We start from the raw sequence: 26,544 nt of genomic DNA, 5'->3' as shown, positions 1-26,544 counted from the left end.
AGAGGGGCTATAAATGAACTTTGAGAAATACACCGAACGCGCGCGCGGATTTGTTCAGTCGGCGCAGTCGATGGCGACGCGCGAAGGCCACCAGCAGTTTACGCCCGAGCACATACTGAAAGTCCTGCTCGATGACGACCAGGGCCTGTCCGCCGGGCTGATCGACCGCGCGGGCGGGCGCTCGCGCGAGGCGCTGGCGAAAACCGAAGCCGCGCTCGCCAAACTGCCCAAAGTGATGGGCGCCGGCGCCGGCCAGCTCTATCTCGCGCCGGCGACCGCGCGCCTCTTCGACAACGCCGAGAAGATCGCCCAGAAGGCGGGCGATTCTTACGTCACCGTCGAGCGGCTGCTGTTGGCGCTGGCGATGGAGAAGGACTCCGAGGCCGCGAAAATTCTTGCCGCCGCCGGCGTGACGCCGCAGACGCTCAACGCCGCGATCGAAGATCTGCGCAAGGGCCGCACGGCGGACTCGGCCTCCGCCGAGAACGCCTATGACGCGCTGAAGAAATACGCCCGCGACCTCACCGAAGCGGCGCGCGAGGGCAAGCTCGATCCTGTGATCGGCCGCGACGAGGAGATCCGCCGCGCTATTCAGGTGCTGTCGCGCCGCACCAAGAACAATCCGGTGCTCATCGGCGAACCCGGCGTCGGCAAGACCGCGATCGTCGAGGGTCTCGCTTTGCGCATCGTCAATGGCGACGTGCCGGAATCGCTTGAGGACAAGAAGCTGCTCGCGCTCGACATGGGCGCGCTGATCGCCGGCGCGAAATATCGCGGCGAATTCGAGGAACGGCTGAAGGCGGTGCTGAACGAAGTCACCGCCGCCGAAGGCAATGTCATCCTGTTCATCGACGAGATGCACACGCTCGTCGGCGCCGGCAAGGCGGATGGCGCGATGGACGCCTCCAATCTGCTCAAACCGGCGCTGGCGCGCGGCGAATTGCATTGCGTCGGCGCGACGACGCTCAATGAATATCGCAAACATGTCGAAAAGGACGCGGCGCTCGCCCGGCGCTTCCAGCCGGTCTTCGTCGACGAGCCGACCGTCGAGGATACGATCTCGATCCTGCGCGGCCTGAAGGAGAAATACGAACTCCATCACGGCGTGCGCATCACCGATAGCGCGATCGTCGCCGCGGCGACTTTGTCGAACCGTTACATCTCTGACCGCTTCCTGCCGGACAAGGCGATCGACCTCATCGACGAGGCGTCGTCGCGCCTGCGTATGCAGATCGACTCCAAGCCCGAGGAGCTCGACGAACTCGACCGGCGCATCATCCAGCTGAAGATCGAGCAGGAAGCGCTCAAGAAGGAAACGGACACGGCGTCAAAGGATCGCTTGTCGAAGCTCGAAGGCGAGCTTGCCGACCTCGAAGAGAAATCCGGGGCGCTCACCGCACGCTGGCGCGCCGAGAAGGACAAGCTCGGCGCGGCGCAGAAGCTCAAGGAGCAGCTTGAAACGGCGCGCAACGAGCTCGCGCAGGCGCAGCGGCGCGGCGAGTATCAGCGCGCCGGCGAACTCACCTACGGCGTCATTCCCGATCTCGAAAAGAAACTGGGCGAGACGGAAACCGAAGCCGACACGCTCGTCGACGAGGAGGTCACCGCCAATGACGTGGCGCAGGTCGTCTCGCGCTGGACTGGCGTGCCCGTCGACAAAATGCTCGAAGGCGAACGCGAGAAATTGCTGCACATGGAGGACGAGATCGCGAAGCGGGTCGTCGGGCAGCATGACGCGGTGGTCGCCGTGTCGACCGCGGTGCGCCGCGCGCGCGCCGGACTGCAGGACCCCAATCGCCCGATCGGCAGCTTCATCTTCCTTGGCCCGACCGGCGTCGGCAAGACCGAGCTGACCAAGGCGCTCGCGGCGTTTCTGTTCGACGACGAGACAGCGATGGTGCGGCTCGACATGTCGGAATATATGGAAAAGCATTCGGTCGCGCGGCTCATCGGCGCGCCGCCCGGCTATGTCGGCTATGAGGAAGGCGGCGCGCTGACCGAAGCCGTTCGCCGCAGGCCGTATCAGGTCGTGCTCTTCGACGAGATCGAGAAGGCGCATCCTGACGTCTTCAACGTGCTTCTGCAGGTGCTCGACGACGGCCGCCTGACCGACGGCCAGGGCCGCACGGTGGATTTCAAGAACACGCTGATCATCATGACGTCGAATCTCGGCTCGGAATTCCTCGTCATGCAAAAGGAAGGCGAGGATTCCTCCGCCGTGCACAGCGAAGTCATGCAGGTCGTGCGGGCGCATTTCAGGCCGGAGTTCCTGAACCGGATCGACGAGATCATCCTGTTCAACCGCCTGCGGCGCGAGGATATGGGCGCGATCGTCGACATTCAGGTCAAGCGGCTGCAGACGCTGCTTGAAGATCGCAAGATCACGCTGCGCCTCGACGCCAAGGCGCGCGACTGGCTGGCGGCGAAGGGCTACGACGCGACCTATGGCGCGCGGCCCTTGAAGCGCGTCATGCAGAAGGAGCTGCAGGACACGCTTGCCGAGCGGCTGCTTGCGGGCGAGATCATCGACGGCGCGAGCGTCGAAGTTTCGGCGGACGCTTCGGGCCTGATCATCGACGGCAAGTCAACGCATGGACGCGCTGCGCCGCTGCTGCGAACGGTGGGGAACGCGTAGCAATTTCCTAATCGACGCTTGGCGCGAACCGCCCTACCAGGGCCGCTCGCGCCGGCGGTTCAGCACATCCGCCTCGCGCAGATCGAGTTCGCGCTCAATGCGGCGGCGGGCCTCGTCCTTGAGCGCGCCCTCGCGCAGCATGTTGTTGATCGCGTCGCGCTCCGCGGCGATGAGCTCCAATTCAATCTCGTCATGCAGCTCGATCAGCGCGCGGCGCTCTTCCTCGATGTCGCATTTCATGCGGATGCGCGACAGGAAATAATCCTGTTGGGCTTGAAACGACAGCGTCGCTTCTTCCGGCACGTCCTGCTCGGCGACTAATGCCGCCAATCTGACGGTGGAAGCCTCTACGGCGGAGCGGCGCGCCTGAATTTCCTCAGCGCGATCGAGCAGACGCTCCTCCATCCCGGCTTTGGAGACCCCGAGCTTGCGAATGACCCAGGGCAACATCGCGCCCTGGAAGACGAGCGTGACCATCACGACGCAGAAGGCGAGGAAGAAAATGGAGTCGCGATAGGGAAAGGGCTCGCCGCGCGCCGTCGTGATCGGGATCGCTAGAGCTGCGGCGAGCGAGACGATCCCGCGCACGCCGGTGAATGAAATGATGAAGAGCCCTTGCCAGGGCGGCGCCGGCTGGCGTCGCGCGCGTGGGACGAACCATCGCGGCAGATAGGCGTGCGGAAAAATCCAGACGAAGCGCGCCACGATCACGACGAGCGAAACGAGCGCCGACGACGCCGCCAGATCGTAAAGCGAGTGGTTCTGGATGCGTGCGAAAAGCGCCTGCGCCTGCAGGCCGGTGAAGAGAAAGACGAGGCCTTCGATCAGATAGATGAAGAAGTCCCAGAAGAACACGCCCTGCAGACGCGTCGCGGCGCTGATCAGCCGGGGTCCGTTCCAGCTGATATAGAGGCCCGTCGCGACGGTCGCGATGACGCCCGAGCCGCCAAGATGTTCTGGCGGCCAGTAGGCGAGGAACGGCGTGATCAGCGACAGCGTGATTTCGATGCGCGGATCGCGCATGAAGCGGCGCAGCCGCAACATCGTCCAGCCGACGCCGACGCCCCACACAATCTCCGAAACGATGATGATCGTGAAGGTTTCGCCCGCTTGCGCCAGCGAAAAGGAGCCAACGCTGACCGCCGCCACCGCGAAACGATAGAGAACCAGGGCCGTCGCGTCATTGGCGAGGCCTTCTCCCTCCAGAATGACGCGGATGCGCCGGGGTAGCCGCATGCGGCGCGCGATGGCGAGCGGCGCGAGGGCGTCGGGCGGCGAGACGATCGCGCCAAGCACGAAGCCGACCGCCCATGGCCAGCCGAGCAACCAGTTCGTCGCCGCAGAAACGGCGATGGTGGTGAAGACGACGCAGCCGATCGCCAGCACAAGGATCGGCTGCAGATTGAACTGGAATTCCCGCCAGCTCATGTTGATCGCCGAAATGTAGATCACCGGCGGCAGCACGAGAAGCAAGATGAATTCGGGCTCGAGCACGAGCGGCGGCACGCCCGGCGCAAACGCGATCGCCACGCCCGCCGCGACGAGCAGGATGGGCGAAGCGAGGCCGAGGCGCGAGGCGACGAATGCGACGGCCGCCACCACCGCGAGGAGAACGACGAGCGTTTCCAGAGCCGTTGTCATGCGCTCCCCCTATAAGCCGCGCCTTGCGCAAGCGAACTCCGCGTCGCCGCTGAAGTGAAGCTCATAATTTGCGCAGCGCCACTTCCTCGATCCTGTGATCGGCGTCCTTGGTGAGGATCAAACTCGCGCGCGGGCGCGTCGGGGCGATGTTCTGGCGCAGATTCTCAAGGTTGATGCGCGTCCAAATGTCTTTCGCGACGCGCGTCGTCTCCTCTTCGTCGAGATCGGCATAGACGCGGAAGTAGGATTTCGGATCGCGGAACGCGGTCTGCTGAAGCCGCCGAAAGCGCTCCACATACCATCGCTCCAGCACGTCTTCGGACGCATCGAGATAGACCGAGAAATCGAAGAAGTCGGAGACGAAAGGAATTTCGCGGCCGTCGCGCATGCGCGGCGCAAGCAGAACGTTGACGCCTTCGACGATGAGAATGTCGGGCCGATCGACGCAGCTCGCTTCGCCCTCGACGACATCATAGGTCATATGTGAATAGACCGGCGCGCAGACGTTGCGCCGTCCCGCCTTCACGTCGGAGAGAAATCGCAGCAGCGATTTGTTGTCGTAGCTTTCCGGAAAGCCCTTCTTGTCCATGAGCTTTTCGGCTTCAAGGATTCTGTTGGGCAAAAGAAAGCCGTCGGTGGTGATGAGCTCCACTTTCGGCGTATTCGGCCAGCGCGACAACAGCGCGCGCAGCACGCGCGCCGTCGTGGATTTTCCCACGGCGACGGAGCCCGCGACGCCAATGATGTAGGGAACCTTGCCGTCCTCGGCGCCGAGAAAGCGCTGCGTCGCCTTGAAGAGGCCCTGCGTCGCCGCAACATAGAGCGCGAGCAGGCGCGAGAGCGGCAAATAGATCTCAATGACCTCTTCGAGCGAGATCGGATCGTTGAGCGATTTCAGCCGGACGAGATCATCGAGCGTCAGCGTCAGCGGCGTATCGGCGCGCAGCGACGCCCATTCGGCGCGCGTGAAATGCCGGTAGGGGGAAAGAGCCTCGTTGTTGGGGACGAGCTCCGCCACCGTCATTCCTTTGCTCCGCGCGCGGCTTTCTCCGCAAGCCCGGATTGTTTCGTGCGCCGCTCCAATTCGCGCAACACGTCGCCCAGCGAAATATTCCGCGCTTCGAGCATGACCAGAAGATGATAGAATGTGTCCGCAGCCTCGTTAACGAGCGCGCTTCGGTCGCCCTCCATCGCCGCGATCACCGTTTCGACCGCCTCTTCGCCGAATTTCTTGGCGATGCGCGGCATTCCTGCGTCGAGCAGGGTCTTCGTATAGGAGGTCGAGGCGCTGTCGTTGCGCCGCGCTTTGATGAGCGCCGCGAGATCGTCGAGCGTGAAACTCATGACAGCCCCCCTCCCCAACCCTCCCCCGCTTCGCGGGAGAGGGAGCAGATTCCGCGCTTCATCGGCATCGCGCAAGCGTCGGTCATTAGCGTCCCCTCTCCCGCGAGCGAAGCGAAGCGGGGGAGGGATAGGGAGGGGGTTGTGGCGGCGGCGGCGCGATGATTTTTTTTGCTCATCCCATCGCTTCCAGACCGTCGAGGCGCATCGGCAGCCCCGCCGCCGCCATGTGAAGCTTCGCCTGCGGAATCGAATATTCGCCAAAATGGAAGATCGACGCGGCGAGCACGGCGCTGGCGTGGCCTTCCTTGACCCCGGCGACAAGATGATCGAGCGTTCCGACGCCGCCAGAGGCGATGACCGGCGCCTGCACCGCGTCGGCGACGGCCCGCGTCAGCGCGATGTCGAAGCCGCTTTTCGTGCCGTCGCGATCCATCGAGGTCAGCAGGATTTCGCCGGCGCCGAGGGCGGTCACTTCGCGCGCATAGTCGACGGCGTCGATCCCCGTTGCGCGGCGCCCGCCGTGGGTGAAGATTTCCCAGCGTCCGTCGGAAACGCGCTTGGCGTCAATGGCGACGACGATGCATTGCGCGCCAAATTTTTCCGACGCTTCGCGAACGAAGCCGCGATTGGCCACGGCGGCGGAGTTGATCGAGACCTTGTCGGCGCCGGCGAGCAGCAGATTGCGGATGTCGTCCAGCGTGCGCACGCCGCCTCCCACCGTCAGCGGCATGAAGCAGGCTTCCGCCGTGCGCTGCACGACGTCCAGCAGAATGCCGCGGTCTTCATGGCTTGCAGTGATGTCGAGAAAGCAGAGTTCGTCGGCGCCGGCGGCGTCATAGGCGATGGCGCATTCGACCGGATCGCCGGCGTCGCGTAGATCGACGAAATTGACGCCTTTAACGACGCGTCCTCCTTTCACGTCCAGGCAGGGAATGACGCGCGCTTTCAGCATCACGCGTTCTCGGTCGCCGCACGCGCGCGGATCATCGCCAACGCCTGCGCCGGATCGAGCCGCCCGTCGTAGAGCGCCCGTCCGGTGATCGCGCCGGCGAGCTTGCGGCAATCGGGCTGCAGCAGCCGCTCCACGTCGGCGAGCGACGCCAAGCCGCCCGAGGCGATAACGGGAATCGTCAAGGCGTCGGCGAGCGCGAGGGTCGCCTCGATATTGAGGCCGGTCAAAACGCCGTCGCGCGAGATGTCGGTGTAGATGATGGCGCTCACGCCCGCGTCTTCGAAGCTCTTGCCGAGATCGAGCGCCGACATGCGCGTCGCACGCGCCCAGCCGTCAACGGCGACAAAACCATTTTTGGCGTCGACCCCTACTGCGACGCGGCCCGGGTGAAGGCGCGCCGCCTCGCGCACGAAAGACGGGTCCTTGACGGCCGCCGTGCCGATGATGACGCGCGCGACGCCTTTTTCCAACCAGGAGGACAGCGTGCGCATGTCGCGAATGCCGCCGCCCAGCTGCACGGGAATCGTCAGCGCAGCGAGAATGGATTCGACCGCCCGGGCGTTGCGCGGCGCTCCCGCAAAGGCGCCGTCAAGATCGACGACATGCAGATATTCGAACCCGACTCGCTGGAAGGCGCGCGCTTGCTCCGCCGGGTCGTCATTGAACACGGTCGCGCGGTCCATATCGCCCTGGGCCAGGCGCACGCACTGACCTTCCTTCAGATCGATTGCGGGGAACAGAATCACGGACGCCACCTCAGGAAATTGCCGATCAACGCTAGGCCCAGCCTCTGGCTTTTTTCGGGATGGAACTGCACGCCGACGAGATTGTCGCGCGCCACGGCCGCGGTGAGCGGCGCGCCATAGTCGGTGGTCGCCAGGACGTGGCCCGGCGACGCCGGCGTCAGCTGAAACGAGTGCACGAAATAGGCGTGCAAGCCACTCTCTCCCGTCGGCACGCCGGCAAAGAGCGGATGTTCCCGGCTCAGCGTCAGCGTATTCCAGCCCATATGGGGGATTTTGAGCGAAGGATCCGCAGGCTTGATCGCCGCGACGTCTCCCGGAATCCAGCCGAGGCCCGGCGTTTCGCCATGTTCGAGGCCGCGCGCGCCCATGAGCTGCATTCCGACGCAAATCCCTAAGAACGGCCGGCCACGGTCGATGACCGCCTCTTGCAGGGCGGCGTAAAGACCCTCGATCGCCATGAGGCCGCGGCGACAATCGGCGAAAGCGCCGACGCCCGGCAGAACGACGCGCTCGGCGGTGCGCACGACGCCAGGATCGCTGGTGACGCGAATGTCGCCTTGCGCCTGTGACTCGCGGGCGGCGCGCTCAAAGGCTTTCAAGGCGGAATGCAGATTGCCCGACCCATAGTCGATGATCGCGGTCGTCAAGGAGCAGGCTCCCCAGCGACATTGTCTTTCGCGATCCGCTCAGAAGCGCGATGGCGGTGGAAGTAGGCCGCCTCCGCCTCGTCGAGGTTATCGCCAATGACGAGATCCTGCTCGACGTAGCCGCGACGCGCCAAATTCCAGCCGACGAGCCGCTCCCCCTCGAAACCGAGCCAAACAGCGAGCCCGAGCGTCAGCCAGGACATCGCGTCGCGCGACACCCGCAGCTGCCAGGCGATGAGCGCAAGGGCGACGAGAAGAAGCGTCCACAGGCCGGCGACGAGCCAGGCCCGCCGCCAGGCGAGCCAGAACGGGCCGAAAATGAAGGCCGGCCAGGAAAAACCGTCGCGCAGGAAGACGATCTTTTCGGGCGCCGGAGGCTTGCCCGGCCCGGTCGGCGGAAAATGAACAGTGAATATCGCCATCGGCCTTCCCCTCTCGGCGTCACTCGCCTCTTTCAGGCGGTGAGCGTTCCCTTGGTGGAAGGCGCTTCCCCCTGCGTGCGGCGCGGATCGATCGCCACCGCCTTGCCAAAGGCGCGCGCGAAGCCCTTGAAGGCGCTCTCGGCGATATGGTGGCTGTTGACGCCGCGCAGACATTCGATGTGCAGCCCGACGCGGGCGTGAACCGCAAAGGCCTGGAAGAATTCGCGCATCAGCTCGGTGTCAAAGCCGCCGATCCGCTGCGCCGGAAATCCGACCTCGTAAACAAGAAAGGGCCGGCCCGAGACGTCCACGACGACTCGGGTCAGGGCCTCGTCGAGCGGCACATGCGCGTCGCCATAGCGGGAAATGCCCTTGCGGTCTGCAAGCGCGCGATCCACCGCCTGGCCGATGGCGATGCCGACGTCCTCGACCGTGTGATGACCGTCGATGTGCAGATCGCCCTCAGCGCGCACGGCAAGATCCAGCGGCGCATGACGAGCGATCTGGTCGAGCATGTGATCGAAAAATCCCACGCCGGTCGATATGTCCGAGCGGCCGGTCCCGTCGAGGTCGACGGTGACCGAGATTTTGGTTTCCTTGGTGTTGCGCTCGATCGTCGCGCTGCGCATTTCCGACCTTTTCTTGGGCCCTACCGGCGTTTCCGGCGACTGCGGCCGCAAGCGGCCAGCTTGTAGCAACTCCGCCCTGGATTCGCCACCCGAACCGCTCGGGCGTCAAAGAGAAGCGAGATGCGCGCCAACGACCGCCGCTTGTCGGCAGATCGGACGCAAAACAAAGAATGGTCCGTCTGTTCGCGTCGATTCACTGGTTAAGCGCGACCACGGCAATATCTCCGACGCCGGCAGGCGCTTGTAGCTTCGCGACAACGCATCAAGAAGACGCTAAATGCCGCAGCGGCGGCGACTTCGGCCGGTGGCGCCGCGAAGTCGTGGCGAGAATCTGCCGCGTCGCGCGGGCGCAAGGAGACTTAAAACATGCGATTAAGGCTCGGTTTGGCGCTCCTCGCGGCGCCTTTGATGTCCCTTCCGGCCGCCGGCGAGCCCTGGCGGGACGGCTTCGTGTCGCGCATCGAAGCGCTGGCGCTCATGCAAACGCTCAACGCCTCCCTGCTCGCAAGCCGCAGCGCGACGGCGACGCTCGAGAAATGGTGCGCCGATCACAAGATGTCCGCGGAGCCCAAGATCGTCGCTCGCCGCGTTGCCGGAATTGAGCAGCAGCCGAGCGCGGAGACCCGCCGGCGGCTCGACGTCAGCGACGAGGAGCCGGTGAAATATCGGCGCGTGCAGCTCGCCTGCGGCGATCACGTGCTCTCGGAGGCTGACAATTGGTACGTGCCTGGACGCCTTTCCGATGAAATGAACCGTGCGCTGGAGATGACGGAAACGCCCTTCGGCAAGGCGATCGCGCCGCTGCAGCCGTTCCGTCGCACCATCGAAATGAAGATGCGCTGGTCGCCCTTGCCCGAAGGCTGGGAGCTCTCGGCCCTCCCGGCGGCCTCGGAAAATGCCAGCGGGGCGCTCTCCATTCCGCACGACCTCTTCGAGCACACCGCCGTGGTCTATGCGCGCGATCAACGCCCTCTCTCCGAGGTGCATGAGACCTATACGCGCGAGGTCCTGGATTTTCCCGCGCCGCTCGCCGGCGCGCCGCGCGAGTGAGTCTTGCAGTGAATCCGAGCCCGACGGGCGAAAAGCGCGGCTGCCCTGCCGCCGCTCCGCCCTTGCTCAAATCGACGCCAAACCTTACATCGGCTGGACATCTCAGGCTGGATACGGCGAATGGATAGCGAACAACACCGCTTTGCGGCCATGCACGCGACGACAATCATCCTCGTCAAGAAAGCCGGAGAAACGGTGATCGCCGGCGACGGCCAGGTCAGCCTCGGCCAGACGATCATGAAGGGCAACGCCAAGAAAGTGCGGCGTCTGGGCAAGGGCGATGTGATCGCCGGTTTCGCCGGCGCGACCGCCGACGCCTTCACGCTCTTCGAACGGCTTGAATCGAAACTTGAGCAATATCCCGGACAATTGATGCGCGCCTGCGTCGAACTCGCCAAGGACTGGCGCATGGACCGCTATTTGCGGCGACTGGAGGCGATGATGCTCGTCGCCGACAAGAGCGTCGGCCTCGTGCTCACCGGCTCCGGCGACGTGCTTGAGCCGGAAGGCACGGACGAAGGCGCGGTGGCCGCCATTGGTTCGGGCGGAAACTACGCGCTCGCCGCCGGACGGGCCCTGCTCGATTCATCGCTCGACGCCGAAACCATCGCCCGCCGCGCAATGGTGATCGCCTCCGAGATTTGCGTCTATACCAACCAGAATGTGGTGGTGGAGAAGATTTAGGGCAGCCGGGAGCACAAAATACTGCCGAACGCCGACTGCCGACTGCCGTTCCGAAGGAACTCACCATGGCCGACTTCTCGCCGCGCGAGATCGTTTCCGAACTTGATCGCTATATCGTTGGGCAAAGCGACGCCAAGCGCGCCGTCGCGATCGCGCTGCGCAACCGCTGGCGGCGGCTGCAGCTCGAAGGCCAGATGCGCGAAGAGGTGCTGCCCAAGAACATCCTGATGATCGGCCCGACAGGCTGCGGCAAGACCGAGATCGCCCGCCGTCTGGCGCGGCTCGCCAACGCGCCCTTCATCAAAGTCGAAGCGACGAAATTCACCGAGGTCGGCTATGTCGGCCGCGACGTCGAACAGATTGTGCGCGATCTGGTCGAGGTCGCCATCCTGATGGTCAAGGAGCGACGCCGCAAGGACGTGCAGGCGCGCGCGCAGCAAGCCGCCGAAGAGCGCACGCTCGATGCCCTGGTGGGACCCGCCGCGTCGCCCGGCACGCGTGAAACGTTTCGGCGCCGCCTGCGCGCGGGCGAACTCGACGATAAGGAAATCGAAGTCGAGCTAACGCAGTCGGGCTCCTCGATGCCAATGTTCGAACTGCCGAATATGCCCGGCGCCAGCGTCTCCGCGTTCTCGCTCGGCGATATTTTCGGCAAGGCGATGCAGCGCGGCAAGCCGCGCAAACTCTCGGTCAAAGAGGCGCAGGGGCCTCTGATCGCCGAAGAGAGCGACAAGCTGATTGATCAGGAAGCGAGCGTCCGCGAGGCGATCCACGAGGTCGAGAACAACGGGATTGTCTTCATCGACGAGATGGACAAGATTTGCGCGCGCGAAGGACGCGGCGGCGCCGACGTCTCGCGCGAAGGCGTGCAGCGTGACCTACTGCCGCTGATCGAGGGCACGACGGTCGCGACGAAACATGGAACGGTAAAGACCGACCATGTGCTGTTCATCGCCTCCGGCGCCTTCCATGTGGCGAAGCCCTCCGACCTCTTGCCGGAACTTCAGGGACGCCTGCCGATCCGCGTCGAACTCGCTTCGCTCAACGAAGACGATTTCCGCCGCATATTGACCGAAACCGAAGCCTGCCTGACGAAACAATATTCCGCGCTGCTGGGCACGGAAGGCATGACGCTCGAATTTGCGCCATCCGCCGTTGACGCGATCGCCAAGGTCGCCGTGCAGGTGAACACCTCGGTCGAGAATATCGGCGCGCGGCGCCTGCAAACGGTCATGGAGCGCGTGCTCGACGACATCAGTTTCTCGGCATCCGACCGCGCGGGCGACCGTATCGTGATCGACGGCGCCTATGTCGAGGAGCATATTGGCGATCTGGCGAAGAACCGGGATTTGAGCCGGTTTATTTTGTAACGCGATTCAGCCGGCGCTCATCGCCCAAGCCCCTCACCGTAACTCTCCCCGCAAGCGGGGAGAGGGGTCTTCAGCGCGACGCCTCCCGCCCCTTCTCCCCGCTTGCGGGGCGAAGTGAGATGAGGGGCTGGGGCATTTGACAAATTCTGTCTCGCCAACAGCGAGCTTGCCTCAACGCCCGCTTCTCGCCATAAGACCGGCCAAACCCAAAACCCTTGGCCCATCCCATGTCCACATTTCCTCAGCGCGTCTTCTCGGGCGTCCAATCCACCGGCAATCTGCATCTCGGCAACTATCTCGGCGCGATCGTCAAATTCGTCGAACTGCAGAAGAGCTTCGATTGCATGTATTGCGTCGTCGACCTGCATGCGATCACGGTGCCGCAGGACCCGATCGCGCTAAAGGCGAACACGCGCGAGATCGCCGCCGCCTTCATCGCCTGCGGCATCGACCCCAAGGAGAACATCGTCTTCAACCAGAGCCAGGTGCCCGAGCACGCCGAACTCGCCTGGGTGCTGAATTGCGTCGCGCGCATCGGCTGGCTCAACCGCATGACGCAGTTCAAGGACAAGGCCGGCAAGGATCGCGAAAACGCCTCGATGGGCCTACTCGACTATCCGGTGCTGATGGCCGCCGATATTTTGATTTACCGCGCGACGCATGTGCCGGTCGGCGACGACCAGAAGCAGCATCTCGAACTCGCGCGCGATATCGCGCAGAAGTTCAACAACGACTTCTCGGAGTCGATCGCGCGCAACGGCTTTGGGGAGGCGTTCTTTCCCCTGCCCGAGCCGCTGATCTCGGGGCCGGCGACGCGCGTGATGAGCCTGCGCGACGGCACGAAGAAAATGTCGAAATCGGACGCTTCGGATTATTCCCGCATCAATCTCTCCGACGACGCCGACCAGATCGCGCAGAAGGTGAAGAAGGCGAAGACCGACCCCGATGCGCTGCCTTCCGAGGAAAAGGGCCTCGAAGGGCGCCCCGAGGCCTATAATCTCGTTGGCATCTTCGCGGCGCTTTCGGGCCGCAGCAAAGCCGATGTGCTGGGCGAATTCGGCGGCGCCAATTTCTCGACCTTCAAGAGCGCGCTTGTCGATCTCGCCGTCGCCAAGCTCGCGCCGATCACCGATAAGATGCGCCGCATCCGCGAGGATGAGAGCTATGTCGACGGCGTGCTGCGCGACGGCGCCGAACGCGCCCGCGCCATCGCCCGCGAGAATATGAATGCGGTGAAGGACATTGTGGGGTTTTTGCGGTAGCCCGAGTTACACGGATCCGCTTGATCAGTTTACATGACGTGTCATTCCCGGCGGACCGAAGGTCCGACCGGGAATCCAGAGTCAATCCATGAGTTTTGGCCTTGCTCTGGATTCCCGATCGCTCGCTTCGCGAGCGTCGGGAATGACACAGGCTGTCCCCTCAGAAGACACCAGTTCGACTTTCCACCCGATCAGCCCTTCCAATTTCTCGCCGAGCGAGCGCGTCACGCTTCGGCCCGCCGCTCGCCCAGTCGAGCAATTCCACTGTGTGGACGACCGGGACGGACGTTCCCGACCTGATCTGTACGATGCAGCCGATGTTGCCGGCGGCCACAATGTCCGGCGCAGCGCTCTCGATATTTGCGACTTTTCGCGATCGCAGCTTTTCCGCAAATTCTGGCTGCAGCACATTATAGGTTCCCGCCGAACCGCAGCAGATGTGACCCTCCGGAACGGGAACGACGTCAAAGCCTGCGGCGGTCAACAGCGCGACCGGCTCTTGCGATATCTTCTGCCCATGTTGCAGAGAGCAGGCGGAATGGTAGGCGACCCGAAGTTTCGGCGCGTTGCCCGAGGGGGCGTAGCCGATCTCATGCAGAACCTCTGTCACGTCTTTCGCCATCGCCGAGATGTGCGCCGCCTTGTCCGCGAGAGCCGGATCATTGCGGAACATATGGCCATAGTCCTTCACGCTGGTTCCACAGCCAGAGGCGTTGACGACGATATGATCGAGTCCGCTAGAGTCGATTTCTCGCGTCCAGGCTTCGATGTTGGCGCGCGCATAGCGTCGCGAGTCATCGACCTTTCCAAGATGATGCGGCAGCGCCCCACAGCAGCCGGCGCCCTTCGCGACAATGACCTCGACGCCGTGGCGCGTCAGCAGCCGTATCGTCGCCTCGTTGATCGACGTGTCGATGACCGTCTGAACACAGCCATTGAGTAGAGCAACGCGCATCTTGCGCGCGCCTTGCGCGGCAAAGACCTGCGGAGAATCGACGCTGGCAGCTGGCGGGAGGCGCGATGGCGCGAGCGCGAACGGCGCCGCGAGTCGGCGCGGCAGCAAGCGCGCCAAGGGGCGAATCGCCGCCGCGACGCGAAACAGCGGTCGCGCGAGAGAAGGACGAGGCAAGACAAGAGCGAGCGCCGCGCGCATGGCGCGCTCCACAAAGGGCCGCCGATAAGTTTTCTCGATATGCGCCCGGGCGTGATCGACGAGATGCATGAAATGCACGCCCGAAGGACAGGTCGTCATGCAGGAGAGACAAGACAAACAGCGATCGATATGAAGGGCTGTGCGCGCGTCAGCCGGGCGCTCCTTCTCGAACATCTCCTTGATGAGATAGATGCGGCCGCGGGGACCGTCGAGTTCGTCGCCGGTGAGAAGATAGGTCGGACATGTCGCCGAGCAGAATCCGCAGTGCACGCAGGCGCGCAGAATCTTCTCCGTTTCCGCCATTTCCGGATCGGCGAGCGCTTGCAGCGAAAAGAACGTCTGCATCGTCTCTTAAAACTCCGCGCGCATGCGGCCGCGCTCCAAAATATGCGCCGGATCGAAGCTTTCCTTGACGCGGCGCGTCAGCGCGGCGAGCGCCGCCGGTTGCGGATGGAAGACGTCGACCCTCGCGCGAGCCTCCGCGCTCGCGCGGATCAGCGTCGCATGGCCGCCGCCAGCGTCCACCGCGCTGCGCACGACGGCCGCATACGCGTCAGGCGAAGTCTCGAGGCACAGCCAGATCAGTCCGCCGGCCCAGTCGTAGAAATACGCGATCACGGGCGCGCCCGCGCGGCGGACGCGCTCGACGACCGCGAAACCTTCGCTGGGCGCAACGGAAATGCGCCAGATTTGTCCGACCGCGGCGGCGACGGGCGCGGCGTCGCGCAAGCCCCGCCACAGCGCCTTCGAGTCGTATTCGTCGAGCGTCTCGAATCGGACGCCATCGCTCGTCAATCGCCCGACGAGATCGTCGCGGCGCGCCATCACGGAAATTGCGGGACCTTCGAGGCGAATGGCGGCCGCATCGGCGTCCAGCGCCAATGCGGCGCCTGCCGGCAGCATTGCGAGCGAGGAAGGCTCGCAAGGCGTCGCCGTGGCGCGGCGCAAGAGCGCGAGGCTCTCCGCCTCATCGGCGCCGATCGCCAGCAGCGTGCATTCGGTCTGCGGCTTTGGAAGCACCTTGAGCGTCAGCTCGGTGAGGAGCGCCAGCGTGCCGTAGGAGCCGCAGACGAGCTTCGACAGGTCATAGCCGGTGACGTTCTTCATCACCCGGCCGCCGGATTTCACCAGCTCGCCGCGACCGGTGACGCAGCGGAACCCGAGCAGATGATCGCGCGCCGCGCCCGCCTTGATCCGCCGCGGACCGGACGCGTTCACGGCGATGACGCCGCCGATCGTGGCGCCGCCCTCTTCTGCGCCAAAGAGGCGTCCACAGTCCATCGGCTCGAAGGCGAGCTGCTGTCCGTGCTGGTCCAGCAACGCTTCAATCTCACTCAAGGGAGTGGCGGCGCGCGCCGAGAGCACGAGTTCATTGGGCTCATAGAGCGTCACGCCTGTCAGCGCGGCTGTGGAGAGCGCCTGCGCTTGCGGCGCGTAGCGGCCGAGCCCCGACTTGGAGCCGCCGCCGACGATCGCGCAGGAGACGCCCTTCGCATGTGCTGCGCAAATGGCGTCGACCGCGTCCGCTTCGTCGCGGATTTCGAGCGTCGCGCAAGCGGAGTGCATCGCTAAAATCTCGGCAGGTCGGAAAAGGGCATTTTACCGCCCGAGACATGCATCATCCCGAGTTCAGCGCAACGATGCAGCGTCGGAAACACCTTGCCCGGATTGAGCCGGCCGGCCGGGTCAAAGGCGCATTTGAGCCGCATCTGCTGCGCGAGATCCACGTCGGTGAACATCTCGCCCATGAGGTCGCGCTTCTCGACGCCGACGCCATGTTCGCCGGTGAGAACGCCGCCGAGCGAGACGCACAGGCGCAAGATGTCGAAACCGAGCTTTTCCGCGCGCTCAATGTCGCCCTCTTTTGACGCGTCATAGAGAATGAGCGGGTGGAGATTGCCGTCGCCGGCATGAAAGACATTGGCGACGCCCAGCCCCTGCTCCTTGGCGAGCCGATCCATGCCGGCGAGCGCTTCCGGCAGCCGCGCCCGCGGGATCGTGCCGTCCATGCAAAGATAGTCGGGCGCGATGCAGCTCACCGCTGGAAAAGCGTTCTTGCGTCCTGCCCAGAACTGCAGCCGCTCGGCCTCGCTTGTCGAAGCCCGTATCGTGGTTGCGCCTTCCTCGCGCGCGATATCCTGCACGACGGCAACGAGATGATCGACTTCGGCCTGTGTCCCATCGAGCTCGACGATGACAAGCGCTGCGGCGTCGAGCGGATAGCCGCAGGGCTGGAAGCGTTCGACCGCATGAATCGTCGCCTTGTCCATCATTTCGAGGCCCGCGGGGATGACGCCGCGCGCGATGATCGCGCTGACGCAGCGCGCCCCCGCCGCCACGCTCGCAAAGCCGAGCAGCAACCCCCGCGCGATCGGCGGCTTTTGGAGCAGACGCACTGTCACCTCCGTGACGACGCCGAGCAATCCTTCGGAGCCGGTCATCAGGCCGATGAGGTCATATCCCTCGCTGTCGAGATGCTTGCCGCCGAGTCGGATGAACTCGCCGCCCATCAGCACGACGTCGAGTCCGAGGATATTATTGGTCGTCAGTCCGTATTTCAGACAGTGAACGCCGCCGGCGTTCTCGGCGACATTGCCGCCGATCGAACAGGCGATCTGCGACGATGGATCCGGCGCATAATAGAAGCCCTGCGCTTCAACGGCCTTGGAGATCGCGAGGTTTTGAACGCCGGGCTGGACGCGCGCGCAGCGATTTTCATAATCGATTTCGAGAATGCGATTGAACTTGGACATCCCGAGAAGAATGCCGTCCTCGAGCGGCATCGAACCGCCAGACAACGACGTGCCGGCGCCGCGGGGCACGAGTTTGACGTTCATGTCGGCGGCGAGCGCCATGATCGCACGCACCTGTTCCACGCTCTCCGGCAGCGTGACGACCAGCGGCAGCGCCCGATACATGGTGAAGGCGTCGCATTCATAGGCGCGACGCGCGACCTCGTCGACGATCAGGCTTTCGCGCGGCAGTATGGCCCCGAGACGCGCAATAAGTTCATTGCGACGCGACATAATCGCCGGCTCGGGCCTCGGCATGAGAAGCGTCATGGACTCGCGCCTCCAACGCGAGCGAGAGCGCCGCTGAATCTGCAGCTTCGCCTAAGCGGAGCATGGACCCTGCTTGGCCGCCCTATGATGCGAACCGTTTAGAGTAGCCTCGAAGCGCCCGCAAGCGCGGCCCGATCGCGCAACCATTAGAAATGCGCTGATTTCTGGCGCTTTTCATTAATCGGCCTATGCTAGGGAAGATCGATCGCACGACGAACACGGGCCGAAGGGAAATGACCAAGACCATCCTCATCGTCGAGGATAACGAGCTCAATATGAAGCTCTTTAATGATCTCTTGGAAGCCAATGGCCATGCGACGCTGCAAACGAAGAGCGGCTTCGAGGCGATATCCCTCGCGCGCAATCACCGGCCGGATCTGATCTTGATGGATATCCAGCTGCCCGAGATCAGCGGCCTGGAGGTCACCCGCATGCTCAAAGAGGACGATGACCTGCGCGCCATTCCCGTCATCGCGATCACCGCCTTTGCGATGAAGGGCGACGAGGAAAAAATCCTTCAGGGCGGCTGCGAAGCTTATTTGTCGAAACCGATTTCCGTGGCGAAATTCTTGGAAACGGTGAATTCCTTTCTCGCAGATAAGCGCTGAGAACTCTGTCTTCCCATGAGCGCGCGCGTTCGCGTCAACGACAATCTGCTCACATAGGGTCGCGCATCTTGGTCTGACCCGTCGATGCTCCGGCCACGGCGGAGCGCGGCCCTCTTAAGCGGGCTTGCAGGCGGCGCGCGGCTGAACTATACAGCGCGCGACGACGTCAAGCCGTCCGGCCTCCCCCAAGAGGCGTCCGAATAGAACGGGGCCATAGCTCAGTTGGGAGAGCGCTTCAATGGCATTGAAGAGGTCGTCGGTTCGATTCCGTCTGGCTCCACCACTATTGTAATTAGCTGTTTTTCAAGGCTTTCTTTCGAGGAAGCATGAAACGGCTCTCGACAAATCCGGGCCTGCCCCCAGCCGAATCGCAAGATGGTCCTCGCAGCCATGAACCTGGCCGTCGGGTCCTGTGTGAAATTATTTTGCGTTGAAACGGGTTATCCCGCGAAACCGTGGCTCGATGAGCTAAAGAGCCGTTCAAAGCCGCTAAGCAATGAGACGAATCGATCGAGGTGCGCTCGCGACAACGGCAAATCCCTGCCAGCGGACTCGGGCGACGGCACCCGCTCACTGCTGCTCAGCGTCACGCCGCCAATCCACCGCCGCGCTCTAGGGCGAAGCGCAGCGGGCGCGCTTCCCAAGGAAAGGACTTGCGAAATGAAATCACGACTATCCGTTGCGACGATCATGTCTTTGCTCTGCTCAGGTTGGGCCTTCGCTGAAGATGCGCCGGTGACATATCAATGCGAGGTCTCGGCTCAGCAGAGCGACCAAAGCCAGTCGGGGCCTTTTTCCATCGAGATAAGTGGCGCCGTAGTGAAGCTGAACAACGTCAGCGCCCTCGATGGCCATTTTTCTCTCATTCGAAAGAATGACGCCTATTACGTCTTTAAAAATAAGAAGAATCAGGGGGGCAACCTCAACCGTTCCACCGGCGCAGTGGAATTATATGCCGTAAACGCCGCTTCTCATGAGATGACGGTCTCGATCAACGGCGCGTGCGTCGAACAGAAGTGACCTAGGTTTCGAGCAACACGTCTCAAAGATATCGACGCGATCGAGCGCCGGATGCGCTGCAAGAACCCATCCGGCATCGTGCACGCCGCAGCCGCCTCCCGCCAACCGGGGCGCGACTCGTGAGAAGCCCGTTCTTGCCTCCTAAAGCTGCAAGGGAACCAATCCCAATGCTGGCGGTTCTAGTTCCGCGTTCTCGGATCAGCCATGCAGGCAAGACCACAGGCGACATCGCACCTTCCTGAGCGAAGCTTGCAGCCGAAGCTCGAGGTGGTCTTGCGCGTCAATGGCGTGGAGCGCCGCATGTTCCTGCGGCCTTGGACCACCCTCCTTGACGCCCTTCGTGAACATCTAGACCTCACCGGAACCAAGAAGGGTTGCGACCACGGTCAATGTGGCGCCTGCACGGTGCTCATCGACGGGCGGCGCGTCCTTTCATGTCTGACGTTCGCTGTGATGAAGGACTGCGCCGAGATCACGACCATTGAAGGGCTGGCGCAAAATGGCGAGCTGCATCCGCTTCAGACCGCCTTCATTTCGCATGACGGTTTCCAATGCGGCTACTGCACGCCCGGACAGATCTGCTCGGCCGTGGGACTGATCGCCGAGGGCCGCGCGAAGACGAGCGATGAAATCCGAGAATTGATGAGCGGCAATATTTGTCGCTGCGGCTGCTATCCCAACATTCTCGCGGCGATCGAGTCGGTCATGCAAGGAGCCAAGACATGATCGATTTTGATTATGTCCGGGCGAACGACCTCGGCGACGCTCTTAGCCAGATCACGAAACACCAGGCTGCGAAGTTCATTGCGGGCGGCACCAACCTCATCGATCTGATGAAGGAGGACGTCGAGCAACCGACACGATTAATCGACATCACAGAGCTGCCGCTTAACGAAATTCATGAGACGCAAACAGGGGGTCTGAAGATCGGCGCTCTTGTGCCCAACAGCAACCTTGCCTACGACGAACGCATCACCCAGCGTTATCCCCTTCTCTCGAGCGCCATTCTCGCGGGAGCCTCGCCTCAACTGCGCAACATGGCCTCGACCGGCGGCAATTTATTGCAGCGAACGCGTTGTCTCTATTTTTACGACACCGCCACTCCCTGCAATAAGCGACGTCCGGGGTCCGGCTGCGGCGCTATGGAAGGGTTCAACCGCATGAATGCGATATTGGGTTGGAGCAATTCCTGTATCGCCGTGCATCCATCGGATATGTGCGTCGCCCTTTCGGCGCTCGAAGCCGTGGTTCACGTGATGGGCCCCAAGGGCGATCGCGCCATCAGATCCGTCGATTTTCACCGTCTGCCGGGCGACATGCCCGAAATCGACACAAATCTCGCTCGTGATGAAATCATAACGGCGATCGAGCTTCCATCCGAGGAATTCTCTCGCAATTACAGCTACCTGAAAATCCGAGATCGGTTGTCCTACGCTTTCGCGCTTGTTTCCGTCGCTGCTGCTCTGAGGATTGAAGCCGGCGCGATTACATGCGCTCGCATCGCATTGGGCGGGGTCGCCCACAAGCCCTGGCGCGCGCCTGACGCCGAGCAGAGTCTCGAGGGCAAGCAGCCTAGTCGAGAAGCGTTCGTCGAAGCAGCCGATATCATCTTGCAGGGGGCTGTGGGCTTTGACCATAATCGCTTCAAGATCGAACTTGCGCGGCGGTCGATCGTCCGCGCGCTTGAGCAAGCAGCCGCCGGAACGCCGCAGTCCCAGTCCGTGAAAGTGATCGTTTAGGTCCGCGCTATGTCTGTCGGAACAAACAGCATCGGAAAGCCGGTCTCACGAGTTGACGGTCCGGCAAAGGTCACGGGCCGGGCGAAATACGCCGCTGAATTCAGCGCGCCCGCCCTCGCCTATGGCTTTGTGGTCTCAAGCGTGGTCGCCAAAGGCCGAATTCAAAGCATCGACCGAAGCGCGGCGCTCGCTGTGCCTGGCGTGATCGAAGTGTTGGCGCACGACAACAGGCCCTCCCTCCCCTCTTCGCATGAAAAATATACGGACCAAGTCGCCGCGCCGGGCTCGCCCTTCCGGCCACTTTATAACGATGAAATTTTGTTTTCAGGACAACCGGTGGCGCTGGTGATTGCGGAGGAGCCAGAGATCGCGCGATTTGCCGCTGGTTTGGTCGAAATTAAATATGAAGCTGAAGCGACGATCACCGAGCTCGATACTCAGATCGATAAAGCTTTCGAGCCGCCGGAGAAGCGAGCGCCGGACTGGGATCCGCCCGCCCGCGGAGATGTCGAGAGCGCCTTGTCGCGAGCGCCGACTCATATTCGAAAAGAATATCGCACGCCCGTCGAGCACCACAACCCGATGGAAACCTTCGGGAGCACGGCGGTTTGGGAGAACGATGGCCGCCTCACGGTCTACGATAAAACGCAGGGCGCCCCCAATTGCCAGGAATATTTGTGTAACGTGTTCGGCCTGACCAAGGACAAGGTCCGGGTCTTGTCTCCCTATGTCGGAGGCGCCTTTGGCGTCGGTCTTAGGCCAAACTATCAACTGTTCATGGCGGCGCTCGCCGCCATTGGCCTCAAGCGATCTGTCAGAGTCACACTGACGCGCCAGCAGATGTTCACGCTTGGCTATCGACCGCAAACGATCCAGACGCTAACGCTGGGAGCGGAGAACGACGGACGCTTGGTGGCCGTGAGGCATGATGCGATCGCCAATACGTCCCGCTTTGAAGACTACCAGGAGCCCACCGTTGTTTGGTCCGGCGCGCTTTATCCGTGCGATGACTCGGCGCTCACTTCAAGCCTCGCGCGGCTCGATCTCTTCACGCCATGTGACATGCGGGCGCCCGGCGGCGCTGTCGGCATGTATGCGCTTGAAAGCGCTATGGACGAGCTCAGCTATGCGGTTGGCGTCGATCCGTTAGAACTTCGCCTCAAGAATTATTCCGAGAGGGATCAGAACCAAAACAGGCCAATCTCGAGCAAGGCGTTGAAGGACTGCTACCTTCAGGGCGCCGAGCGATTCGGCTGGTCCAAGCGTCGGCCCGAGCCGCGTTCGATGCGCGAGGGGCGCGAACTAATCGGCTACGGCATGGCGACGGGGATCTGGTCAGCGTTTTTTGTGCCAACGAGCGCGAGGGCGATTCTCGCGCCTGACGGGACCATGGAAATCGCCTGCGCGACGGCTGACATCGGCACCGGGACGTATACGATTCTGGCGCAGATTGGCGCTGAAATGCTCGGCCTTCCGCTCGACAAGGTGATTGTCAGGATCGGCGACTCAGATTTGCCGAGCGCTCCTGTCGAAGGCGGATCCTGGACGGCCGCCTCCGCCGGCTCAGCGGTGATGGAGGCATGTAACGGCATACGCAAAGAACTCCTCAAGCGCGCAAGCGCGATCAATAACTCACCACTCCAGGGCGTCGACGCTGCGGATGTGACGATGGTCGATGGTCAAATCCGAGTGAAGAGCGATCCCTCTCGCGCCATGCCGCTTTCGGAAGTGATGGTGAGTCTCAAGGAGCCTATCAGGTCGGAAGTGTCGGCGGCGCCAGATGAGCGCGCCTTGGAAGAATATTCGCATTACGCGCATTCGGCGGTGTTTGCAGAGGTGCGGCTCGATGAGGAGCTTGGCATGCTGCGCGTCGCGCGCGTGGTCAGCGCGGTGGCCGCGGGCCGGATTTTGAATCCCAAAACAGCCAAGAGTCAGATCCTTGGCGCCGTGGTCGGCGGCATCGGCATGGCGCTACATGAAGAGACGGTGATCGATCATCGATACGGTCGGTTCATGAATCACAATCTCGCCGAATACCATGTGCCGGTGCATGCCGACGTCCACGCCATCGACGTTATTTTTGTCGACGAGCAGGAGCATCGGCTAAACCCGCTCGGCGTGAAGGGCGTCGGCGAAATCGGCATCGTCGGCACGGCCGCCGCGATCGCCAATGCCGTCTTTCACGCCACGGGCGTGCGCGTCCGCGATCTTCCGATCACCATCGATAAGCTGCTCGAGCTGAGGCAGCCCACAAGCAACCACGCGGCGTAAATGAATTACGTCCCAGACCCCGGCCGGGCGAGAGACGCGCTCACGAGCGCCCGCAGGTGGCTGGAGGAATTCGGACAGGCGGCGTTGGCGACCGTCGTCTCCACCTGGGGCTCGTCGCCCGTCCCGGTCGGCGGCCAAATGGCCATCGGGCCAGACGGACAATTCGAGGGCTCGGTCTCCGGCGGATGCGTCGAAGCGGACGTGATTACCGAAGCGGCGGACGTTCTGGCGCGCGACATGCCAAAGCTGTTGGAGTTTGGAGTCGGAGAGGAACTGGCGTGGAAGGCCGGCCTGCCCTGCGGCGGCGCCATCAGCATCTATGTCGAGCCGCTGCAGCGCGAGCGAGATTCAGCTTTTCTGGAGAGGGTGTTTTCAGCGCGCCGCGCGCGGACGTCGCTTGCCGTGCTCACGACGCTGGCGACCGGCGAGCGGCGCCTGTTCGGCGCCAGCGAGCCGATGCCGACCGAGATCGCCCAATGCCTCAATTCGAATGAGAGCCGGCTTCTCTCTCCCGGCGATGATCCGGTCTTCCTGCACGCGCTCACCCCGCCAGTTCGCGTGGTCATCGTCGGCGCGACCCATGTCGGCCAAGTCCTCGCTGATCTGGCCAACCGCATCGGTTACGACGTTGTCGTCGTCGACCCGCGGGCCGCATTTGCGAGCGCCGACCGCCTCGGCGATTTCCAAAATCTCACCGACTGGCCTGAAATCTCGCTGAAGTCCATGGGGCTCGACCCTAGGACCGCGGTCGTTACTCTGACCCACGCCGCCGCGATTGACGATGAAGCGCTCACCGAGGCGCTGCGCTCGCACTGCCTGTATATTGGCGCCCTTGGCTCGATAAGGACACACGCCAAGCGTTTGCAACGTCTCGCCGCCGCGGGCTTCAATGATGCGGATCTCGCGCGCATCAGCGCCCCAGTCGGACTGCCGATTGGCGCGAAGGGACCGGCCGAGATCGCCGTCTCTATTCTCGCGGAAATCGTCAAGGTCGCGCGCGAAACGAGGCAAGGGTGAACATTGCAGCTGTGCTTTTGGCTGCTGGAGCCTCAAAGCGATTTGGGGAGAACAACAAGCTTCTCTCCGACCTTGGCGGGAAGCCGCTCATCCGCAGGGTGGCCGAAGCAATCGTCTGCAGCGGTGTTGAAATCGTCGTCGTTACCGGCTGTGATCGCCTGCTGATCGAAAAAGCTCTCGAAGGCTTGCCGCTTCGATTTGCACACAATTTGAACTGGGAAAGCGGCATGGGATCGTCGATCGCCGTCGGCGTAACGGCGCTCGGCCAGCAAACACAAGGGGCGTTTGTCGTTCCGGGCGATCTACCCTTTTTGACATCGGCTGTTCTCAAAGAGCTGATGGCTCTCTTTATGAAGAGTCGGGGAGCTTTGATCACCTATCCAGCAACATCGTCTGGCGAGCAGCGCAACCCGGTTTTATGGCCCCGACGATTCTTCTCCTCGCTGGCGTCGCTCTCTGAGTCGCCGGGCGCTAAGCATTTGCTCGAGACCTGCGAGAATGCTCAAAAGCAGGCGCACTTATTTGACGAAAGCGCCTATATCGACATCGATACGCCCGCTGATTTGGAAGCTGCGCGTTCGCGATTGAACATTGCGACTCTTTAAGGGCCTTTCACGGCGCAGAATTCGTCATGCAAAGGAGCCGCTTGTAACTGCGCACACGCGACAATGAAAAGAGCAGCCGCGTGACTGCGTCCCCGCTTCCATACGCCTCAAGATCGGCGCGACCTTGATGGTGCGGTTCAAGCAATATGTTGCAGCATAAGCGGCCATCAAGCGATTGACGTTCGGAAAAGAGCTTTGACGCAAGAGGCTTCGGCCGCGCCGAAACTGTAGGCCGTGCCATGCCGTATGAGCTCTATTATTGGCCCGGCATTCAGGGCCGTGGGGAATTCGTCAGACTCGCGCTGGAAGAAGCGGGCGCCAACTATATTGATATGGCGCGTGAGCCGAACGCCGAGGCGACGCTTCTAGCCTTCCTCGAACGGACCGACCTCACCCACCCCTCGCTCGCGCCGCCGTTCTTGAAAGACGGACATGTGCTCGTCGGACAGACCGCCGCAATACTGCTTTATCTCGGCGATCGTCACGGTCTCGCTCCGAAAGATCCGGCGCGCAGGCTTTGGGTTCACCAGATTCAATTGACGATCGCTGATTTGGTCGGCGAGGCTCACGACACACATCACCCTTTGGGCGGCGATTTGTACTATGAGGAGCAAAAACCCGAGGCCGCTCGCAGAACGAAGTGGTTCCGCGAGGAACGGATACAAAAATATTTCCTGATTACGCCTGAAAGTCAGCCAGCTTGAGGAGCCTATAGGGCATTGGCGCGGTTCTGATGGCGACGAAGGCGAGACGCGGGATCATTTCGCCGAGGTCGTATCTGCGATTGAAGCGGTATTCGAACTCAGCGAGATAGCGTGGCGCATGTTTTTCACGCACAGCGCGGTAGGTTCCAACCAGCGCGGCCTTGATGTTGCCGAGCGCTGTGTTGACCCACTTGAACGCCGGCGTCCTGGCGGCTTTTGGGCCGGAGCCAGTGACAATCGCCGTATGCTTGCATCCTGCCTCGGTTACGGCGGCGAAACATTTGAGGCCGTCGGAGACGACCTCGGCGCCACTTTCGAGCGCCGCGCTGGCGAGCTTGCGAAGCGCGTTCTTGCTGAAGGCGGGAACGCGCCGCAGGATGATCTTGTGCGGCTTACCGTCCTTGGTCGTCTCGACTGCCGCCACGAACGGCGCCTTGCCCTCGGCGCCGCGCCCGGGCGGGCCGGAACGCTCGCCGCCGAGATAGGCGTCGTCCATCTGAATCTTGCCTTTCAGGCGCTTCTTCGCGTTGCGCTCCAGCATGACCTGTTTGAGCTTGTGCTTCATTTTCCAGGCCGCGTTCTGTGTGATCCCGAGCCTTCGCGAGAGTTCAAGGCTGGATATTCCCTGTTTCGTTTGCGTGAGGTGATACATCGCCGCAAACCAAAGCCGCAACGGCAACTTGCTCGAAGCGAAGATGGTCCCGGCGCGCACGGAGGTCTGCTTGCGGCAGGCGTTGCATTGGAACAGCTTGCGCGCCCCGCGCGGCACGACACAGTGCGCCGTCCCGCCGCAATCAGGACATTCGAAGCCGTTCGGCCAGCGCCATTCGACCAACGCCGCGTGGCATTGCTCCTCGCTCCCATAGGCCGTGTTGAATTCGGTTTCGCTGAGACCTTTCTGAAACTGCACTTTGTTGCGCGCCATCGCCGAGACCTCCCGAAAACAATATGTTCTATGTTCGTTCTCTCAAAAAATCGGAGCT

24 protein-coding genes, 1 tRNA gene and 1 pseudogene are annotated in these 26,544 nt (G+C 62.7%); 14 read left to right on the top strand and 12 right to left on the bottom strand.

The genetic code is table 11. The features are described 5' to 3' along the window. Positions 1-13: 13 nt before the first annotated feature. Entirely contained in the window at positions 14-2,635 is a 2,622-nt protein-coding gene (gene clpB, locus NEI07_RS02175; RefSeq protein ID WP_256032401.1) for an ATP-dependent chaperone ClpB, read from the top strand. 33 nt (positions 2,636-2,668) lie between these two features. Here clpB and NEI07_RS02170 read toward each other — a convergent pair whose 3' ends face one another. The 8 genes from NEI07_RS02170 to hisB form a co-directional block, all read right to left on the bottom strand. Further along, positions 2,669-4,276, bottom strand: a complete 1,608-nt coding sequence (locus NEI07_RS02170; protein ID WP_256032399.1) for a Na+/H+ antiporter — start codon at positions 4,274-4,276, stop codon at positions 2,669-2,671. A 61-nt stretch (positions 4,277-4,337) separates the two neighbouring features. Further along, positions 4,338-5,300, bottom strand: coding sequence for a type I pantothenate kinase (coaA, locus tag NEI07_RS02165; RefSeq protein WP_256032397.1), 963 nt, complete (start codon positions 5,298-5,300; stop codon positions 4,338-4,340). Continuing rightward, positions 5,297-5,620: a phosphoribosyl-ATP diphosphatase gene (locus NEI07_RS02160; RefSeq protein WP_256032396.1), complete on the bottom strand. Its 324-nt coding sequence runs from the start codon at positions 5,618-5,620 to the stop codon at positions 5,297-5,299. Before NEI07_RS02160 ends, coaA begins: the two co-directional genes overlap by 4 nt. A 172-nt stretch (positions 5,621-5,792) precedes the next feature. After that, a complete protein-coding gene (hisF, locus tag NEI07_RS02155; RefSeq protein ID WP_256032395.1) occupies positions 5,793-6,572 on the bottom strand; it encodes an imidazole glycerol phosphate synthase subunit HisF in 780 nt (259 codons plus the stop codon). Then, positions 6,572-7,318 (bottom strand): 1-(5-phosphoribosyl)-5-[(5-phosphoribosylamino)methylideneamino]imidazole-4-carboxamide isomerase, encoded by a 747-nt coding sequence (hisA, locus tag NEI07_RS02150; RefSeq protein ID WP_256032394.1) that lies wholly within the window; start codon positions 7,316-7,318, stop codon positions 6,572-6,574. Before hisA ends, hisF begins: the two co-directional genes overlap by 1 nt. Continuing rightward, complete coding sequence (gene hisH, locus NEI07_RS02145) at positions 7,315-7,965, bottom strand: imidazole glycerol phosphate synthase subunit HisH (protein ID WP_256032393.1); 651 nt, start codon at positions 7,963-7,965, stop codon at positions 7,315-7,317. Before hisH ends, hisA begins: the two co-directional genes overlap by 4 nt. Continuing rightward, on the bottom strand, positions 7,962-8,387 hold the full coding sequence (locus tag NEI07_RS02140; RefSeq protein ID WP_256032392.1) for a DUF2628 domain-containing protein: 426 nt from the start codon (positions 8,385-8,387) through the stop codon (positions 7,962-7,964). The genes hisH and NEI07_RS02140 overlap by 4 nt, the downstream gene beginning before the upstream one ends. Positions 8,388-8,419: 32 nt before the next feature. Continuing rightward, positions 8,420-9,016 carry an imidazoleglycerol-phosphate dehydratase HisB gene (hisB, locus tag NEI07_RS02135; protein ID WP_256032391.1) on the bottom strand — a complete coding sequence of 199 codons (597 nt, stop codon included), beginning with the start codon at positions 9,014-9,016 and terminating at the stop codon, positions 8,420-8,422. 366 nt (positions 9,017-9,382) lie between these two features. On the opposite strand from hisB, the gene NEI07_RS02130 reads away from it, so the two are divergent. The 4 genes from NEI07_RS02130 to trpS all read left to right on the top strand — a co-directional run bounded on the left by NEI07_RS02130 (position 9,383) and on the right by trpS (position 13,382). Beyond that, entirely contained in the window at positions 9,383-10,066 is a 684-nt protein-coding gene (locus NEI07_RS02130; RefSeq protein WP_256032390.1) for a hypothetical protein, read from the top strand. Between the two features lie 120 nt (positions 10,067-10,186). After that, positions 10,187-10,750: an ATP-dependent protease subunit HslV gene (gene hslV / locus NEI07_RS02125; RefSeq protein ID WP_256032389.1), complete on the top strand. Its 564-nt coding sequence runs from the start codon at positions 10,187-10,189 to the stop codon at positions 10,748-10,750. A gap of 65 nt (positions 10,751-10,815) precedes the next feature. After that, positions 10,816-12,120, top strand: a complete 1,305-nt coding sequence (hslU, locus tag NEI07_RS02120) for an ATP-dependent protease ATPase subunit HslU (RefSeq protein WP_256032388.1) — start codon at positions 10,816-10,818, stop codon at positions 12,118-12,120. A gap of 227 nt (positions 12,121-12,347) precedes the next feature. Then, on the top strand, positions 12,348-13,382 hold the full coding sequence (gene trpS, locus NEI07_RS02115) for a tryptophan--tRNA ligase (RefSeq protein ID WP_256032387.1): 1,035 nt from the start codon (positions 12,348-12,350) through the stop codon (positions 13,380-13,382). A 160-nt stretch (positions 13,383-13,542) separates the two neighbouring features. Here trpS and glcF read toward each other — a convergent pair whose 3' ends face one another. Genes glcF through NEI07_RS02100 form a run of 3 tightly spaced genes read right to left on the bottom strand, consistent with a single transcriptional unit; the run spans position 13,543 to position 17,597 of the window. Further along, positions 13,543-14,880, bottom strand: coding sequence for a glycolate oxidase subunit GlcF (glcF, locus tag NEI07_RS02110; RefSeq protein ID WP_256032386.1), 1,338 nt, complete (start codon positions 14,878-14,880; stop codon positions 13,543-13,545). Between the two features lie 6 nt (positions 14,881-14,886). Next, positions 14,887-16,101 carry a glycolate oxidase subunit GlcE gene (gene glcE, locus NEI07_RS02105; RefSeq protein WP_256032384.1) on the bottom strand — a complete coding sequence of 405 codons (1,215 nt, stop codon included), beginning with the start codon at positions 16,099-16,101 and terminating at the stop codon, positions 14,887-14,889. Positions 16,102-16,103: 2 nt separating this feature from the next. Next, positions 16,104-17,597: an FAD-linked oxidase C-terminal domain-containing protein gene (locus NEI07_RS02100; RefSeq protein WP_256032383.1), complete on the bottom strand. Its 1,494-nt coding sequence runs from the start codon at positions 17,595-17,597 to the stop codon at positions 16,104-16,106. Positions 17,598-17,830: 233 nt separating this feature from the next. On the opposite strand from NEI07_RS02100, the gene NEI07_RS02095 reads away from it, so the two are divergent. The 9 genes and pseudogenes from NEI07_RS02095 to NEI07_RS02055 all read left to right on the top strand — a co-directional run. After that, positions 17,831-18,205 carry a response regulator gene (locus tag NEI07_RS02095; protein WP_256032382.1) on the top strand — a complete coding sequence of 125 codons (375 nt, stop codon included), beginning with the start codon at positions 17,831-17,833 and terminating at the stop codon, positions 18,203-18,205. Between the two features lie 207 nt (positions 18,206-18,412). Further along, positions 18,413-18,488 (top strand) — tRNA-Ala (locus tag NEI07_RS02090). Positions 18,489-18,580: 92 nt separating this feature from the next. Further along, the gene (locus NEI07_RS02085) at positions 18,581-19,225 is read left to right on the top strand and encodes a hypothetical protein (RefSeq protein ID WP_256032381.1); all 645 of its coding nucleotides are present in this window, start codon (positions 18,581-18,583) and stop codon (positions 19,223-19,225) included. A gap of 204 nt (positions 19,226-19,429) precedes the next feature. Next, on the top strand, positions 19,430-19,951 hold the full coding sequence (locus tag NEI07_RS02080) for a (2Fe-2S)-binding protein (protein ID WP_256032380.1): 522 nt from the start codon (positions 19,430-19,432) through the stop codon (positions 19,949-19,951). Continuing rightward, positions 19,948-20,964: an FAD binding domain-containing protein gene (locus NEI07_RS02075; protein WP_256032379.1), complete on the top strand. Its 1,017-nt coding sequence runs from the start codon at positions 19,948-19,950 to the stop codon at positions 20,962-20,964. The genes NEI07_RS02080 and NEI07_RS02075 overlap by 4 nt, the downstream gene beginning before the upstream one ends. Before the next feature lie 9 nt (positions 20,965-20,973). Continuing rightward, complete coding sequence (locus NEI07_RS02070) at positions 20,974-23,235, top strand: xanthine dehydrogenase family protein molybdopterin-binding subunit (protein ID WP_256032377.1); 2,262 nt, start codon at positions 20,974-20,976, stop codon at positions 23,233-23,235. Further along, positions 23,236-24,252 carry an XdhC family protein gene (locus NEI07_RS02065; RefSeq protein WP_256032376.1) on the top strand — a complete coding sequence of 339 codons (1,017 nt, stop codon included), beginning with the start codon at positions 23,236-23,238 and terminating at the stop codon, positions 24,250-24,252. It begins immediately after the preceding gene. Further along, positions 24,249-24,857 carry a nucleotidyltransferase family protein gene (locus NEI07_RS02060; protein WP_256032374.1) on the top strand — a complete coding sequence of 203 codons (609 nt, stop codon included), beginning with the start codon at positions 24,249-24,251 and terminating at the stop codon, positions 24,855-24,857. Before NEI07_RS02065 ends, NEI07_RS02060 begins: the two co-directional genes overlap by 4 nt. Before the next feature lie 239 nt (positions 24,858-25,096). Further along, a pseudogene (locus NEI07_RS02055) lies at positions 25,097-25,528 on the top strand (glutathione S-transferase); the annotation flags it as partial. Between the two features lie 7 nt (positions 25,529-25,535). Here the strand turns inward: NEI07_RS02055 and NEI07_RS02050 are convergent. Next, positions 25,536-26,486: an IS1595 family transposase gene (locus NEI07_RS02050; RefSeq protein WP_256032372.1), complete on the bottom strand. Its 951-nt coding sequence runs from the start codon at positions 26,484-26,486 to the stop codon at positions 25,536-25,538. Positions 26,487-26,544 lie beyond the last annotated feature (58 nt).

It is taken from the genome of Methylocystis suflitae (assembly GCF_024448135.1).
GTDB lineage: Bacteria > Pseudomonadota > Alphaproteobacteria > Rhizobiales > Beijerinckiaceae > Methylocystis > Methylocystis suflitae.
This window is presented reverse-complemented; position numbering and strand designations above follow the sequence as displayed.

Bases quoted from the DNA above. Each gene is read 5' to 3' on its own strand.
- glcE (WP_256032384.1), bottom strand. From the start codon at position 16,101: ATGCACTCCGCTTGCGCGACGCTCGAAATCCGCGACGAAGCGGACGCG.
- hslV (WP_256032389.1), top strand. From the start codon at position 10,187: ATGGATAGCGAACAACACCGCTTTGCGGCCATGCACGCGACGACAATC.
- NEI07_RS02100 (WP_256032383.1), bottom strand. From the start codon at position 17,597: ATGACGCTTCTCATGCCGAGGCCCGAGCCGGCGATTATGTCGCGTCGC.
- trpS (WP_256032387.1), top strand. From the start codon at position 12,348: ATGTCCACATTTCCTCAGCGCGTCTTCTCGGGCGTCCAATCCACCGGC.
- clpB (WP_256032401.1), top strand. From the start codon at position 14: ATGAACTTTGAGAAATACACCGAACGCGCGCGCGGATTTGTTCAGTCG.
- NEI07_RS02070 (WP_256032377.1), top strand. From the start codon at position 20,974: ATGTCTGTCGGAACAAACAGCATCGGAAAGCCGGTCTCACGAGTTGAC.
- NEI07_RS02170 (WP_256032399.1), bottom strand. From the start codon at position 4,276: ATGACAACGGCTCTGGAAACGCTCGTCGTTCTCCTCGCGGTGGTGGCG.
- hslU (WP_256032388.1), top strand. From the start codon at position 10,816: ATGGCCGACTTCTCGCCGCGCGAGATCGTTTCCGAACTTGATCGCTAT.
- coaA (WP_256032397.1), bottom strand. From the start codon at position 5,300: ATGACGGTGGCGGAGCTCGTCCCCAACAACGAGGCTCTTTCCCCCTAC.
- NEI07_RS02140 (WP_256032392.1), bottom strand. From the start codon at position 8,387: ATGGCGATATTCACTGTTCATTTTCCGCCGACCGGGCCGGGCAAGCCT.
- hisB (WP_256032391.1), bottom strand. From the start codon at position 9,016: ATGCGCAGCGCGACGATCGAGCGCAACACCAAGGAAACCAAAATCTCG.
- NEI07_RS02050 (WP_256032372.1), bottom strand. From the start codon at position 26,486: ATGGCGCGCAACAAAGTGCAGTTTCAGAAAGGTCTCAGCGAAACCGAA.
- NEI07_RS02085 (WP_256032381.1), top strand. From the start codon at position 18,581: ATGGTCCTCGCAGCCATGAACCTGGCCGTCGGGTCCTGTGTGAAATTA.
- NEI07_RS02080 (WP_256032380.1), top strand. From the start codon at position 19,430: ATGCAGGCAAGACCACAGGCGACATCGCACCTTCCTGAGCGAAGCTTG.
- hisF (WP_256032395.1), bottom strand. From the start codon at position 6,572: ATGCTGAAAGCGCGCGTCATTCCCTGCCTGGACGTGAAAGGAGGACGC.
- NEI07_RS02130 (WP_256032390.1), top strand. From the start codon at position 9,383: ATGCGATTAAGGCTCGGTTTGGCGCTCCTCGCGGCGCCTTTGATGTCC.
- NEI07_RS02095 (WP_256032382.1), top strand. From the start codon at position 17,831: ATGACCAAGACCATCCTCATCGTCGAGGATAACGAGCTCAATATGAAG.
- NEI07_RS02075 (WP_256032379.1), top strand. From the start codon at position 19,948: ATGATCGATTTTGATTATGTCCGGGCGAACGACCTCGGCGACGCTCTT.
- glcF (WP_256032386.1), bottom strand. From the start codon at position 14,880: ATGCAGACGTTCTTTTCGCTGCAAGCGCTCGCCGATCCGGAAATGGCG.
- NEI07_RS02160 (WP_256032396.1), bottom strand. From the start codon at position 5,620: ATGAGTTTCACGCTCGACGATCTCGCGGCGCTCATCAAAGCGCGGCGC.
- NEI07_RS02065 (WP_256032376.1), top strand. From the start codon at position 23,236: ATGAATTACGTCCCAGACCCCGGCCGGGCGAGAGACGCGCTCACGAGC.